The organism is Actinomadura hibisca NBRC 15177 (assembly GCF_001552635.1).
GTDB lineage: Bacteria > Actinomycetota > Actinomycetes > Streptosporangiales > Streptosporangiaceae > Spirillospora > Spirillospora hibisca.
Genome location: NZ_BCRO01000011.1, coordinates 277,504 through 290,601, shown reverse-complemented (window position 1 = coordinate 290,601; position 13,098 = coordinate 277,504). Strand labels below are relative to the sequence as shown.

Sequence of the window (13,098 nt, the reverse complement as noted above, 5' to 3'; positions counted from 1 at the left end):
CGCGTTCGTGCACCGCCCCGCCAACGCCGCGGGTCAGCGCTCCAGAGCCTCCTCAAGGGAGTCGGTGCGCGGCAGGCGATCGGCCAGGCCGGTCACCCACAGCGCACGCGCGCTCCGGTAGCTGGCCCCGACCAGCACCATGTCGCCGCCGCCGCGCTGCAGCCGCTTCCACAGGTTCAGCAGCGCGCCGAGGCCCGCCGAATCCAGGAACTCCATGGTCGTGAGGTCGACGATCGCCCGCGCGCCGCCGGGCACCTGCTCCGCGGCCAGCGCGGTGAACCGGGCGGCGTAGGTGATGTCGAGGTCTCCGGAGACCGTGATCACGATCCGTCCGTCCGTCTCCGTGACCGAGAGTGATAGCTCGCTCATCACGACCTCTCCGAGCTGGGTATGGGCGTTTCCCACCGTTCGAGACGCTAGTCTCCTAGACACCACGAGTGGTGGATGACGAAGTGAGGGAAACTCAGTGACCCAGCCGGGCTCAGCAGGACAAACCCGAATCGCGCAGCTGCTCACCGAGCACCGGGACGACGTGCTCGGGCGCTGGGTGGCCGCGGTGGCGGGCACGGTGCGCGGCCGCATCACCGAGCGTGAACTGCGCCACGAGTCGGAGGAGCTGTACGGGCTGCTCGTGCGGCAGGCCGCCGACGGTCCCGCCGGCACCGCGGCCGACGAGTTGCGGTCGATGCTCGCCGACCTGTCGCGCTCGCGCGCCCGCCAGGGATTCACCCCGTCGGAGACCGCCGTCAGCGTGTTCGCCCTCAAGCAGGCCCTCTTCTCCCTCCTGGAGGAGAAGGCCGACGTCGACGCCGACGCCAAGACCTACCGCGAGTTCGTCCTGTTCTCCTCGGTCCTGGACGACCTCGGCCTGCACACCTTCGAGACCTTCGCCGCCGCCCGCGAGCAGGTGATCGCCGACCAGGCCGAGAGCCTGCTGGAGCTGTCCACGCCCGTGGTGAAGCTCTGGGACGGCATCGTCGCGGTGCCGCTGATCGGCACGCTGGACTCCGCCCGCACCCAGGTGGTGATGGAGAGCCTGCTCCAGACGCTGGTCGACACCGGCTCCCGGTACGCGGTGATCGACATCACCGGCGTCGCGGCCGTCGACACCGAGGTCGCCCAGCACCTGCTGAAGACCGTGGTGGCGGCCCGGCTGATGGGCGCCGAATGCGTGATCTCCGGCATCCGGCCGCAGATCGCGCACACGATCGTGACGCTGGGCATCGAGTTCGCCGACATCGTCACCAAGGCCACGCTGGCCGACGCCCTCGCGCACGTGTTGCGGCAGAGCGGCGTGCAGATCATCAGTGGAGGCCAAGCCTGATGGACCGGGTCCCCGTTCTCAAGATCGGCGACATCCTGCTGGTGTCGATCCAGATCGACCTGCAGGACCAGTCGGTGCTGGCGCTCCAGGAGGACCTCGCCGAGCGGATCGTGAGCACCGGCGCCCGTGGCGTCATCATCGACATCACCGCCGTGGAGATCGTCGACTCCTTCATCGGCCGGATGTTCGCCACCATCGCCTCCATGTCGCGGCTGCTGGACGCCGAGACGGTCGTGGTCGGCATGCGCCCGGCGGTGGCCATCACGCTGGTCGAGCTCGGCCTGTCGCTCGGCGGCGTGCGCACCGCCCTGGACCTGGAGAAGGGCCTGGCCCTGCTGAACGCCGACGGCGTCAGCCAGACGGCCAGGGCACTGCGGGACATTCGGTGACCACGTCCGACGACGTCGAGATCCCCATCGCGACCGGCGACGACGTGGTGCGCGTCCGCCAGGCGACCCGCACCGCCGCCGGCGCCGCCAGGTTGTCGCTGGTCGACCAGACCAAGGTGGTCACCGCCGCCAGCGAGCTGGCCCGCAACACCCTGGTCTACGGCGGGGGCGGCGAGGCCCTGGTCAGCCAGGTGACCGACGAGCGCGGCCGCGCCGGCGTCCGCATCGTGTTTCGCGACGAGGGCCCGGGTATAGCGGACGTGGATCTCGCGCTCACCGACGGCTGGACGAGCGGCCAAGGGCTGGGCCTGGGACTCACCGGCGCACGGCGCCTGGTGGACGCGTTCGACTTGGAGACAGCGGTGGGACAGGGCACCACGATCACAGTGACCAAATGGCGCCGCTGACCGATACCGGATGGTCGGTCAGCCCGCCCGCCGAAGAGACGATGTGGCTCCGGGTCGAGGAGCTCAGCGCGGTCGCCGGGGTGCGCCGCCGGGTGACGGCCCTGGCCGGCCGGCTCGGCTTCCCCGAGGACCGGCTCGCCCGGCTCGAACTGGCGGTCAGCGAGGCCGCCTCCAACCTGCACAAGCACGCCGTCAACGGCGTGATCGGCGTCTGGGTCGCCCGGACCGGCGGCGTCGCCGCGATCGAGTTCGTCTGCCTGGACAGCGGCCCGGGGATCACCGACGTGTCCCGGTCGATGCTCGACGGCTACTCCACCAGCGGCACCCTCGGCGTCGGCCTGGGCGCGATCTCCCGGCTCGCCGACAGCAGCGACCTGCACTCCATCCCCCGGCGCGGCTCGGTGCTCACCGCCCGGTTCGCCGTCGAGGCCGAGCGCCCGCTCACCGCCGCCCACTGCGGGCTGACCAGGCCGAAGCCCGGCGAGCAGGTGTGCGGCGACAGCTACGCCGTCCACACCGGCGAGGGCGTCACCCACGTCATGCTCTGCGACGGCCTCGGCCACGGCCCGCTCGCCCAGCGCGCCTCCCAGGAGGCCGTCCGGGCCGTCCACGGGCGCGACCTGGCGGCCGGGCCCGCCGGACTCCTCAAGGAGATCCACCGCAGGCTGGCGCCCACCCGGGGCGGCGCGGTGTCGGTCGCGGAGATCGACTTCGCCGCCGGGCGGGTGCGGTTCGCCGGGCTCGGCAACGTCTCGGGCTGGATCGTCACCCCCGACGGCCGGCGCGGCATGATCTCGACCCCCGGCATCGCCGGGCACGAGGCCCGCACGATCCGCGAGCACCACTACGACCTGCCGCCGGACGCCACCGTGGTGCTGCACTCCGACGGCCTCACCGAACGCTGGAACCCGAAGGACTACCCGGGGCTGTTCACCCGGCGGCCGGTGCTCGTCGCCGCCACCCTGCTGCGCGACGCCGGGGTGCGCAACGACGACGCGTCGATCGTCGCGGTCCGGGCCGGGTGAGCCGGCCGTGGAACACCGGCTGCGGCGCTTCGAGATCCGCGACGTCGACGACATCTTCACGGTGCGGCGCGCGGCGCGCGAGACGGCCGCGGCGCTCCGGCTGGACACCTCCGACCAGGTGCGGATGGCCACCGCGGTCAGCGAGCTCGGCCGCGAGCTGATCGCCTCCGGCGCGCCGGTCGTCAGCTTCGTCGTCGTCACCGCGCCGCGGCCCGCGCTGGTCGTGGAGTTCGAGTTCGGCGCGCCCGCGGGCGCGCGCCCGCCGGGGGAGGGCACGGCCGCGGCGGCGCGCCTGGTCGACTCGGTCGAGGAGCGGACGGCGGGGCAGGGCGACGGGCGGCGCACCGTCGTGCGGCTCCGCAAGGAGACGCCGCCCGAGGTCCCGGCGCCGGACGAGGCCGCCCTGACCGGCATCCGGGCCACGCTCACCAAGCTCATGCCGGTCTCGGCCATCGAGGAGCTGCGGGCGCAGAACGCCGAGCTGATCGACGCGCTGGAGGACATCCGCCGCCAGCGCGAGGACCTGCGCGTCCTCAACGCCGAGCTGGAGGAGACCAACCAGGGCGTGCTCGCCCTGTACAACCAGCTCTCCGACGAGCTGGAGGAGACCAACCGCGGCGTCGTCGCCCTCTACGCCGAGCTGGACGACAAGGGCCAGCAGCTCCGCGAGGTCGCCGAGGCCAGGACGCGCTTCTGGTCCAACGTGAGCCACGAGCTGCGCACGCCGGTGAACTCGGTCATCGGCCTCGCCCGGCTGCTGCTGGACGGGTCGGCCGACCCGCTGAGCGGCGAGCAGCACCACCAGGTCGAGATGATCGCCGACTCGGGCCACACGTTGTTGTCGCTGGTCAACGAGCTGCTGGACTTCGCCAAGGCCGAGCGGGGCGGGCTGGTGCCCCAGCTCGCCGACACCGACCTGCGGGCGGTGCTCGACCAGATCGCCGCCCAGCTCGGCCCGGCCGCCGCCGAGGCCGGCATCACCCTGGACATCGGCCTCCCGCCCGGCGCGCTGTGGCTGATCAGCGACGAGATGATGCTGACCCGCATCCTGCGCAACCTCATCGGCAACGCCATCAAGTTCACCCCCGAGGGCGGGGTCCGCGTCACCGTCCGGACCGGGGACGACGGCCTGGCCGTCGAGGTCGCCGACACCGGCGTGGGCATCGGGCCCGAGCACCAGCAGCGGGTGTTCGAGGAGTTCTACCAGACGCCCGGCACGCGGGGCGGGACCGGACTCGGCCTCCCCTACGCGCTGCGGCTCGCCAAGCTGCTCGGCGGCGACCTCGACCTGGAGAGCGCGCCGGGCGAGGGCACCACCGTGACGCTGCTGCTCCCGCCCGGCCCGCCGCCCCCGCCCAGCCGCGAGCTGAACGTCGGGCACGTCCTGATCGTCGACGACGAGGACGGCGACCGCCGCCGGCTGCGCGAGCTGCTGGCCGGGTCCGCGTCCCGCGTCAGCGAGGCCCCCGACGGCCCCGCCGCGCTCGCCCGCGCCGAGGCCGACCCGCCGGACCTGGTGCTGCTCGACCTGCGGATGCCCGGGACCGACGGCCTCGACGTGCTGGACCGCCTGCCCCCGGAGACGCCGGTCGTCCTGATGACCGACGTGGACCTGCGGGCGCTCGGCGACCCCCGGGCGGACCGGGCGAACGCGACACTGGACAAGGCACGGCTGGACTCCGACGCCCTGCGCGAAGCGGTGCAGCGGGCGATGGAGTCCACGGAAGGAACGAATGCGGACTGAACGGGCGACGGTCCTGGTCGTCGACGACACCGCCGCCAAGCGTTACATCATCAGCAGCTGGTTGCGCCGCGCCGGGCACACCGTGATCGAGGCGGGTTCGGCCGCCGAGACCTGGCAGCGGCTGGCCGAGCACGAGGTCGGCCTGGTGGTCCTGGACGTGCGGCTGCCCGACATGAGCGGCATCGAGGTCTGCGAGCGCATCAAGTCCGCGCCCGCGACCGCGTCGCTGCCCGTCATCCACATCTCCGCGACCGCGATCGCGACCTCCGACCGCACCTACGGCCTCCAGCAGGGCGCCGACGCCTACCTCACCGACCCCATCGACCCCGAGGAGTTCCTCGCCACCGTCGAGGCGGTGCTGCGCTACTACGTGGCCCGGCGGCGGGCCGAGCGCATGGCCGAGCGGCTGGCCAGCCTCACCCGCACCACGCTGGCGGTGAACTCCGCCGAGACCTTCGACCAGCTCGCCAGCGCCGCCGCGGTGGGCGCCGCCGAGCTGTTCGGCGCGCCCGCGGCCTCGTTCATCCTGCCGGTGGACGGGCGGCTGCGCCGCACGGTGTGCCGCGACCCCCGCGTCCCGCCGACGCCGAAGACGAGCCCCGCCGACACCCTGGAGCAGCTCGGCGGGCTCGTGCCGCTCGGCGCGCGCACCGGCTCGGCGGTGGCCACCGTCACGCAGGAGGCCCTGCGCGCGATCCTGCCCGACAACGAGGCGGGCGGCGACGTGGCGCTGGTGCTCTCGCGCACCAAGGCCGGCCGCCCGCCGATCTGCCTGAGCGTCCGATGCCGGGACGCCCTGGGCGAGGACGAGGGCAACCTGCTGCGCCAGCTCGGCCAGACCGTCGCGCTGGCCGTGGAGGCGCTGCGCTCCTACGTCGAGGAGCACGCGATCGCGCTGACCCTCCAGCGCAGCCTGCTGCCGACCCGGCTGCCGCCCGTGCCGGGCTGGACGATCACGGTCCGCTACGAGCCCGCCAGCGACCAGGCCGAGATCGGCGGCGACTTCTACGAGGTGCTGGACTTCGGGGACCACCTGCTGATCGCCATCGGCGACGTCCAGGGCCACTCGCTGCGCGCCGCGACGGTGATGGCCGAGGTGCGGCACGCGCTGCGCGCCTTCGCCGACGAGGGGCACGACGCCGAGACGATCCTGGTCCGGCTGAACAGCGTGTTCGAGCGCTACCACGACGACCAGTCCGCGACCGTCTGCATCATGACGCTGGACCCGGCCACCGGGGCCCTGCGGGTCGCCAGCGCGGGCCACCTGCCGCCGCTGTTCCACCAGGGCGGCGCGTCGTGGTTCGGCGAGGGCGGCGGGGTGCTGCTGGGCTTCCCGTTCAGCGACGTGCACGTCGAGCGCACGGCCGTCGAGCCCGGCGGCGTGGTCGCGCTGTTCACCGACGGCCTGATCGAGGACCGCGGCGTGCTGCTGACCGACAACCTGGAACGGCTGCGGCTCATGCCGCCGGAAGACGACGTGGAGAAGTACAGCGACCGGGTGCTGGACGAGTTCGGCCACCGCGAGGACGACGTCGCCCTGATCGTGCTACGCCGCGACCCGTCCTGACCCGGCGTCGGAACGCGCCGATGCCACACTTCTCAACCGCCGGTCGACCTTGAAGGACCCTGCTGGTTCTCGGGACCGAACCGATGTCCGATCCGTCGCCTGGAACGGTGGCCCGATCCAGCCATAAGAACAGTTGCGTCTATTTATCTGTTCGATCTTGGGGTAGGCAGGACCCAGACCTTGCCAGCAAATGGCGGCAAGATCACATCAGGGATCACCTGACCGTTCGGGAGGCTTCATGCCAGGACATCCGGTTCTCCGCGTCACCGCCGGGACCGCCGCCTTCGCCGGCCTGCTGCTCGTGCCTACCACCGCCACCGCGGCGCCCCCGCAATGGGAGAACGTCCCCACCCCGTCCCTCACCGGCCTCGGCGTGCTGACCGAGGTGGCGGCCGCCGGGCCGCAGGCCGCGTGGGCGGCCGGGATCGAGAACGCGACCTCCAGCGGGACGCCCGTCATGCTGGCCTGGGACGGCCGGCAGTGGAAGCGTCAGGCGCTGCCGCCGGGCACGGGCCAGGTCGTCGACCTCGCCGCCGCCGGACCCCGGAAAGCCTGGGGCATCTACCTGAACGAGGAGGGCTCGCCCGCGCTCCACTGGGACGGCGCCAAGTGGCGCAGGGTCGGGTACCCGGCCGGGGTCCGGCCGACCATGCCCTCCCCGCTGCCCACGTACCTGCAGATCGTCTCGGCCGCGCCCGGCGCGCCGGCCTGGTCGGTCGGGTACGACACGCGCGCGAAGAAGGCCGTCGCCCTGCGCTTCCAGAACGGCCGGTGGACGCGCCGGAGCACCCCGGTGCCCATGGTCAGCGCCTCCACCGTCGCCGTCCGGTCGGCGAAGGACGTCTGGATCGCCTGCACCTGCGACGTCCCCGGGACCGGCCCGACCGAGGCCATGCTGCACTGGGACGGCACCAGGTGGCGCACGATCCGCTACCCGGCCAAGGAGAACACCTACATCGCGAAGATCGTGCCGGTCTCGGCCACGAGCGTCTGGGCCTACCGCGCGAACACCGGCTACACGTCGACGCCCCCCGAGCTCATGCACTGGAACGGGAAGACCTGGACGTCGGTGGCGATCCCGGTGAACCCGCAGGCGTACAACTTCCCCACGCTCGCCGACGACGGTGACGGGGGCGCCTGGGTCTCGGTGAGCACGGTCGACGACGACAAGAGCTACCTGCACTACAGCGGCGGCCGCTGGACCACCGAGAGCGGCGAGGGACGCCCCGGCACCGCCGTCTGGATCCGCGACCTGGCCCGCGTGCCGGGAACCCGCTCGATCTGGTCGGTCGGCCTGGACAGCTCCCTCGCGGGCCGCTACTTCATCGAGCGCAGGCGCTGACCCCGACGTCGGCGCGCGCCGCGTCCTGGACGAGAACACGAGACCAGGCGACGCGGCGCGCGCCGACGTGCGGCAGCACGTTCGTGGAAGCGCGGCCACCGGCACTCCCTCCATGATCGCTCCAGATCCACCGGACAAGGAGACGATCATGGAGCAGGCGGCCGTTGCCGGCATGGCGGTGTTCTTCCTCGCGATGGGGGTGTACGGCCTGGTGGCCCCGGCGGCGCTGGTCGGGCCGTTCGGGCTCCGGGCGGCGACGGCCGACGCCCGCAACGAGGTGCGCGCGGTGTACGGCGGCTTCGGCATCGCCGTCGCCGCCGTACTGGTCCTGGCCGTGGCCCGCACGGAGATGCGCGACGGCATCGCGCTGGCCATCGGGACCGCCCTGGCCGGAATGGCGTTCGGACGGCTGGTGGCCCGATGCGTGGAACGACCCGGCGGGTTCTACCCGTGCTGGTTCTACTTCTGGGTGGAGACGGCGGGAGCGGGCGTGCTCGTCGCGTGCGCCCTCTGACCGCGCACCCACGAGGAGAATGCCCGCATGGCCTCACCCGACGAGCTCACCGCCGACCACGTCGCCACGTTGATCCAGTCCGCTCTGGAGACGGACCGCCCACCACGGCTGAGCCCCATCGGCGAAGGAGGAGAGCATCACTCGTGGTGGGTCGACGACCGCTACGTGGCACGGTTCGCACCGGACGAGGCGGCCAGCCTCCGCCAGCGGCGCGAACTGGCGTTGCGCGACCTGATCCGCACCCGCACCGATGTGCCCCTTCCGCGCTCCGTCGCCCATGGCCGGTGGGCTCCCGGCTGCGGCTTCACCGTCGACACCCGCCTGCACGGCACGTCCGGCGAAAGGCAGGCCCTTTCCACTGCCGGGAGAAAGCAGCTCGCCGCCCTCCTGCGGGCGTTGCGCTCGATCCCCGTCGCCGACGCGGCGGCGCTCGACGTGCCCGCCGGGCAGCCGATTGAATGGGAACGACTGGCGGCCTGTGCCGAACAAGCCCGGCTTCGCCTTCTCGGCACCGAAGCGGTCGCCGCGACACCGCTGCGACCGCCGCTACAGGAAACCGCGCCCCCGGTCCTGGCCCACGCCGATCTGAAGGGCGAACACCTGATGGTGCGCTCCGACGGTGCGCTGGCAGGCGTCCTGGACTGGGCCGACGCCGAGCTGGCCGACCCGGCCCGGGACGTCGCCGGGCTGGCGATCTCGGTCGGTGCCCCGGCCGCCGCCCAGATCGCGATCGAGGCCGGTCACACGCACGCGACGGCGCTGGCCGGGGTGTTCCTGGCCCGCTGCGAGACGCTGCTCCGCCTCGACGAGCGCCTGCGCGACGCGAGCGACAGTCCACTGCCACTGCTGCGCGCGCAGACGGCCAGGGCGTGGCAGGGCTGATCGACCTCCGCGCGGAAAACTTGGGGTGCGTCGTGGGGCTGCTGGGGTAGGAGTAGCGCATGGCGTGCCGTATTACAGAACTCGTGTTGGATTGCCGTGAGCCCGAGAAGCTCGCCAGTTTCTGGTGCGAGATTCTGGACTTCGTAGAGTTGGAGCGGGAAGACGGCGATATCGCGATCGGGCCCCGGGAAGGGGGGTTCGGTGGCCTCCAGCCCATCCTGATCCTCAGCCGGACCGACGAGCCCAAGAACGGCAAGCTGCGCCTGCACCTCGACGTCAGCGTCACCGACCGCGACCAGGAAGCCGAGCTCGAACGCCTCCTCGCCGCAGGCGCGCAACGCGCCGACGTCGGGCAGAGCGGCGACGAGTCCTGGTACGTGCTCGCCGACCCGGAGGGGAACGAGTTCTGCCTGCTCCAGGAGCGCGTCTCTTAGGGGTGGTCCTCGGCCAGCAGCCGGTGCGTGGCCTTTGACGCGAAGTCGGCCACCGTCGCCAGGTCGTCGCCCTGGTCGATCCGCCGGATGCACGCGTCGACCACGGCCTGGAGCACGGCGACGGTCAGTTCCGGCTGCGGACGTCCCAGCTCGTCGATGACCTCGGCGAGCGCCCGGTGCAGCGAGCCGTGCAGATCCTTCACGCGCTCCCGCGCCGACTGCGACAACGAGCCGCGCGAGAGCGACGCCCGCCAGCCGTGGGTGCCGCGCGCCGCCTGTTCGAGGTTGGCCCGCACGTAGGCGGCCGCCCGCTCCTCGGGCGCGCTCTCGGCCGCGATCGCCCGCTCCACGGAGTCGATCCACGCGGGGAACTCCCGCGTCACGACCAGCTCCAGCAGGTCCTCGATCGAGTCGAAGTAGCGGTAGATGCTGTTGCGCGCGATGCCCGCCCGCGCGGCGACCGCGCCGGCGGTGAGGGCCTCGACGCCGCCCTCGTTCAGGATCGCCTCGGCCGCGTCGATGAGCTGCGCGAGCCGCTGGGCCCGGTGCTCGCGGAGGCTGCCTGCCTGGATCTTCGGCATGTCCTCCGCTCCGTCCGGGCGCCGCGCCGTCCCGCGCCAATCTACCCCGCGTCCGGAGCACGGGCGGCACCGTGTTAGCTTGACGCCATCTTAGCGACACCCCTGTCGCTAAGTTTCATCCGTGCCCCCTGCCGAAGGCCGCCCGATGCAACCGATGTACTCCCGCCTGCTCCGGGGACTCCTGGGATCGAGAAGACGCGCCGCCGCCGTGGTCGCGTTCTGGGTGTTGGCGGCGGGCCTGCTCGCCGGTGTCGCCCCCGACCTGAAGTCCGTGGAGGACAACGCCTCCGCCAACCTCCCGCCCGCCGCCTCCGACTCCATGAAGGCCCGCGACCTCGTCCGCACGCAGCTCCCGGGCCAGGACACGACGCCCGCGATCATCGTGGTGCGCGGCGAGGGCCCCGACGCCGCCGCGAAGGCCGTCGCGGACATCACCTCGGCGCTGTCGGGCACCGCCCGGCCCCGCCAGGTCGCAGGCGTGGTCTCCACCGTGACGGCCCCCGCCGCCGCGGCCGAGCTGGTCTCGCGGGACCGTGGCGCGCAGCTCGTCATCGTGCCCATGACCGGCAGCCCCTCCGACAAGTCCTTCCAGAAGGCCGTCGACGACGTGCGCGCCCTCGCCGCCGACCGCGCCGGACCCGCCGAGGTCGCCGTGACCGGTCCGGCCGGGATCGCCACCGACACCGTGAAGGTCTTCAGCGGCGGCGACAAGGTCATGCTCCTGGCGACGATCCTGCTCGTCCTGGTGCTGCTGCTGGTCATCTACCGCTCGCCGCTGATGGCGCTGGTGCCGCTGCTCGCCGTCGGCGTCGCGATGCGCGTGGCGGAGGCGACCGGCGCGCTCCTGGCGGACGCCGGAGCCATCACCGTCAGCTCCCAGACCGCCTCGATCATGACGGTCCTGCTGTTCGGCGTGGGCACGGACTACGCGTTGATCATCACCGCCCGGTACCGCGAGGCCCTGCTCGACGAGCCGGACCGCCCGCGCGCGATGCAGACGGCGGTGCGCCGGACGGCCGAGTCCGTGCTCGCCAGCGCGTCCACCATCGTGCTCGCCATGTTCGCCCTGCTCGTGGCGGCCTCCCCGGCGCTGCACGGCTTCGGGCCGTACCTCGCGCTCGGCGTCGCGGTCATGGCGCTGGTGGCGTTCACCTTCATTCCGGCCCTGGTCCTGCTGCTGGGCGGAAGTGTCTTCTGGCCGGGCGGTGTGGCCAAGGCCGCCGAGCGCAGCCGTGGCGCGGGCGTCTGGCACCGCGTCGCCGACCTCGTCGCCCGCGCCCCGGTCCGGGTGGCCACGGGCGTGATCGCGCTGCTGCTGGTGATGAGCGCCGGGTTGCTCGGCTACCAGGAGAGCTTCAACTCGCTCAGCGGCTTCCGCGCCGCCACCGAATCGGAGCGCGGGCAGCAGCTCATCCAGGAGGAGTTCGGCCCTGGTGAGATCGCGCCCAGCACCGTCATCGTCCGGTCCCAGAACGACCTGCGCTCCGGCCCCGTCCCCGCAGGCATCGTCACCGCGCTCGCCGACGCCGACCACGTCTCCCGCGTCGGGAAGCAGCCCCGTTTCGGCCCGGACGGCAAGACGGCCTTCTACGACGTCGCCCTCGACCTCGATCCCTACAGCTCTGAGGCGCTCGACGCCGTCGGCCCGCTCAAGAAGACCGCACGGGACGCGGCCCAGGCCGCCGGTGCCGCGGACGCCACGGTGCTCATCACGGGCGAGACGGCCCAGAACGCCGACATCCGCTCGGCCCTCGACCGCGACACGACCGCCATCGTGCTGCTGGTCCTGGCCATCGTCACGGCGGTCCTGATCCTGCTGCTGCGGTCGCTGCTCGCACCGCTCTACCTGGTGGCGACGCTCGTCCTGTCGTTCCTGGCCACGCTGGGCGTCACCACCTTCCTCACCGTGACCGTCCTGGGCGACGAGGGCATCGGCAACCGCGTCACCGCCTACATCTTCGTCTTCCTCGTCGCGCTCGGCGTGGACTACAACATCTTCCTCATGAGCCGGTTCAAGCAGGAGCTGCGCAACGCGCCACCGGCGCAGGCCATCAGCGCCGCGCTCACCCGCACCGGCGGCGTCGTCTCGTCGGCGGGCCTGATCCTCGCGGCGACGTTCGCCGTGCTGATGACGCAACCGATCCGCGAGCTGTTCCAGTTCGGCTTCGCCATGGCGTTCGGCGTGCTGCTGGACACCTTCCTGATCCGGCCGCTGCTGGTGCCCGCCATCGTGCGCCTCCTCGGCGACCGCGCCCTGTGGCCGGCGCGCCCTACTTCCCGCCGCCCGGCGCGAGGACGCCCAGACCGAACAGGTCGACGACCTGGTCGATCAGCGCATCGGCCCGGGACGCGTCGAGATAGCCGTCCACGAACATCTGCGAAAGGCCGTAGACCAGCGCCTGGGCCGCGATCCTGACCAGCTCGGGATCGGCCTTCCGCAACTCGCCGCGCCGCTGCCCCGCGACGATCAGTTCGGTGACGCGCCCGGTGAACGCGCGGTGCCCCTCCTCCAGCGCGGGCGTGCGATCCGCGCCGAAGACGGTGCCGCGCAGCAGCGCGAACCGGTGCGGGTAGTCCAGCGCGTACTGCACGAACGCCATGCCCAGCGCCCGGAACGGCACGGCGTCGGCCGCCTCCACCGCCGCCATCTGGATCTCGCCGAAGTCCACCGCGACGGCCTCGGCGACGGCGGCCAGCAGCGCCGCCCGGTCCGGAAAGTGCCGGAACGGCGCCGACGGGGACACCCCCGCCCGGCGCGCCACCTCCCGGACGACCACCGCCTCAGGGCCCGCCTCGTCCAGCAACCGGACGGCGTGCGCGACCAGCGTCTCGGGCAGCGAGCCGTGGTGGTAGGGCCGTCGGGTGCTCATTCAGCCAGTCGTACCACAC

General features: G+C 72.6%; 13 protein-coding genes and 1 pseudogene. 11 read left to right on the top strand and 3 right to left on the bottom strand.

The features are described from left to right. Nucleotides 1–33: 33 nt before the first annotated feature. On the bottom strand, nt 34–369 hold the full coding sequence (locus tag AH6_RS44575) for an STAS domain-containing protein (RefSeq protein WP_067474597.1): 336 nt from the start codon (nt 367–369) through the stop codon (nt 34–36). A 97-nt stretch (nt 370–466) separates the two neighbouring features. Between AH6_RS44575 and AH6_RS05660 the strand changes: the two genes are divergently transcribed. The 10 genes from AH6_RS05660 (at nt 467) to AH6_RS05615 (ending at nt 9,628) form a co-directional block, all read left to right on the top strand. Further along, on the top strand, nt 467–1,324 hold the full coding sequence (locus tag AH6_RS05660; protein WP_067474594.1) for an STAS domain-containing protein: 858 nt from the start codon (nt 467–469) through the stop codon (nt 1,322–1,324). After that, the gene (locus AH6_RS05655; RefSeq protein WP_169807802.1) at nt 1,324–1,713 is read left to right on the top strand and encodes an STAS domain-containing protein; all 390 of its coding nucleotides are present in this window, start codon (nt 1,324–1,326) and stop codon (nt 1,711–1,713) included. The genes AH6_RS05660 and AH6_RS05655 overlap by 1 nt, the downstream gene beginning before the upstream one ends. Further along, nucleotides 1,710–2,120: an anti-sigma regulatory factor gene (locus AH6_RS05650; protein ID WP_067474592.1), complete on the top strand. Its 411-nt coding sequence runs from the start codon at nt 1,710–1,712 to the stop codon at nt 2,118–2,120. Before AH6_RS05655 ends, AH6_RS05650 begins: the two co-directional genes overlap by 4 nt. Further along, nucleotides 2,108–3,145 carry an ATP-binding SpoIIE family protein phosphatase gene (locus tag AH6_RS05645; protein ID WP_067474589.1) on the top strand — a complete coding sequence of 346 codons (1,038 nt, stop codon included), beginning with the start codon at nt 2,108–2,110 and terminating at the stop codon, nt 3,143–3,145. The genes AH6_RS05650 and AH6_RS05645 overlap by 13 nt, the downstream gene beginning before the upstream one ends. Before the next feature lie 7 nt (nt 3,146–3,152). After that, nucleotides 3,153–4,889: an ATP-binding response regulator gene (locus AH6_RS05640; protein WP_067474586.1), complete on the top strand. Its 1,737-nt coding sequence runs from the start codon at nt 3,153–3,155 to the stop codon at nt 4,887–4,889. Continuing rightward, the gene (locus AH6_RS05635; RefSeq protein ID WP_067474583.1) at nt 4,879–6,456 is read left to right on the top strand and encodes a fused response regulator/phosphatase; all 1,578 of its coding nucleotides are present in this window, start codon (nt 4,879–4,881) and stop codon (nt 6,454–6,456) included. Before AH6_RS05640 ends, AH6_RS05635 begins: the two co-directional genes overlap by 11 nt. Before the next feature lie 238 nt (nt 6,457–6,694). Then, nucleotides 6,695–7,798, top strand: coding sequence for a hypothetical protein (locus tag AH6_RS05630; RefSeq protein WP_067474581.1), 1,104 nt, complete (start codon nt 6,695–6,697; stop codon nt 7,796–7,798). A 148-nt stretch (nt 7,799–7,946) separates the two neighbouring features. Next, nucleotides 7,947–8,312: a DUF4345 family protein gene (locus AH6_RS05625; protein ID WP_067474578.1), complete on the top strand. Its 366-nt coding sequence runs from the start codon at nt 7,947–7,949 to the stop codon at nt 8,310–8,312. Between the two features lie 27 nt (nt 8,313–8,339). Then, entirely contained in the window at nt 8,340–9,194 is an 855-nt protein-coding gene (locus AH6_RS05620) for a phosphotransferase family protein (protein ID WP_067474575.1), read from the top strand. A gap of 59 nt (nt 9,195–9,253) precedes the next feature. Further along, entirely contained in the window at nt 9,254–9,628 is a 375-nt protein-coding gene (locus AH6_RS05615; RefSeq protein ID WP_067474573.1) for a VOC family protein, read from the top strand. Here AH6_RS05615 and AH6_RS05610 read toward each other — a convergent pair. After that, nucleotides 9,625–10,209, bottom strand: a complete 585-nt coding sequence (locus AH6_RS05610; protein WP_067474570.1) for a TetR/AcrR family transcriptional regulator — start codon at nt 10,207–10,209, stop codon at nt 9,625–9,627. The genes AH6_RS05615 and AH6_RS05610 overlap by 4 nt on opposite strands. Before the next feature lie 145 nt (nt 10,210–10,354). On the opposite strand from AH6_RS05610, the pseudogene AH6_RS45230 reads away from it, so the two are divergent. Then, a pseudogene (locus tag AH6_RS45230) lies at nt 10,355–12,445 on the top strand (MMPL family transporter); the annotation flags it as partial. 34 nt (nt 12,446–12,479) lie between these two features. Here the strand turns inward: AH6_RS45230 and AH6_RS45720 are convergent. Next, nucleotides 12,480–13,079, bottom strand: coding sequence for a TetR/AcrR family transcriptional regulator (locus AH6_RS45720; protein ID WP_067474568.1), 600 nt, complete (start codon nt 13,077–13,079; stop codon nt 12,480–12,482). Nucleotides 13,080–13,098 lie beyond the last annotated feature (19 nt).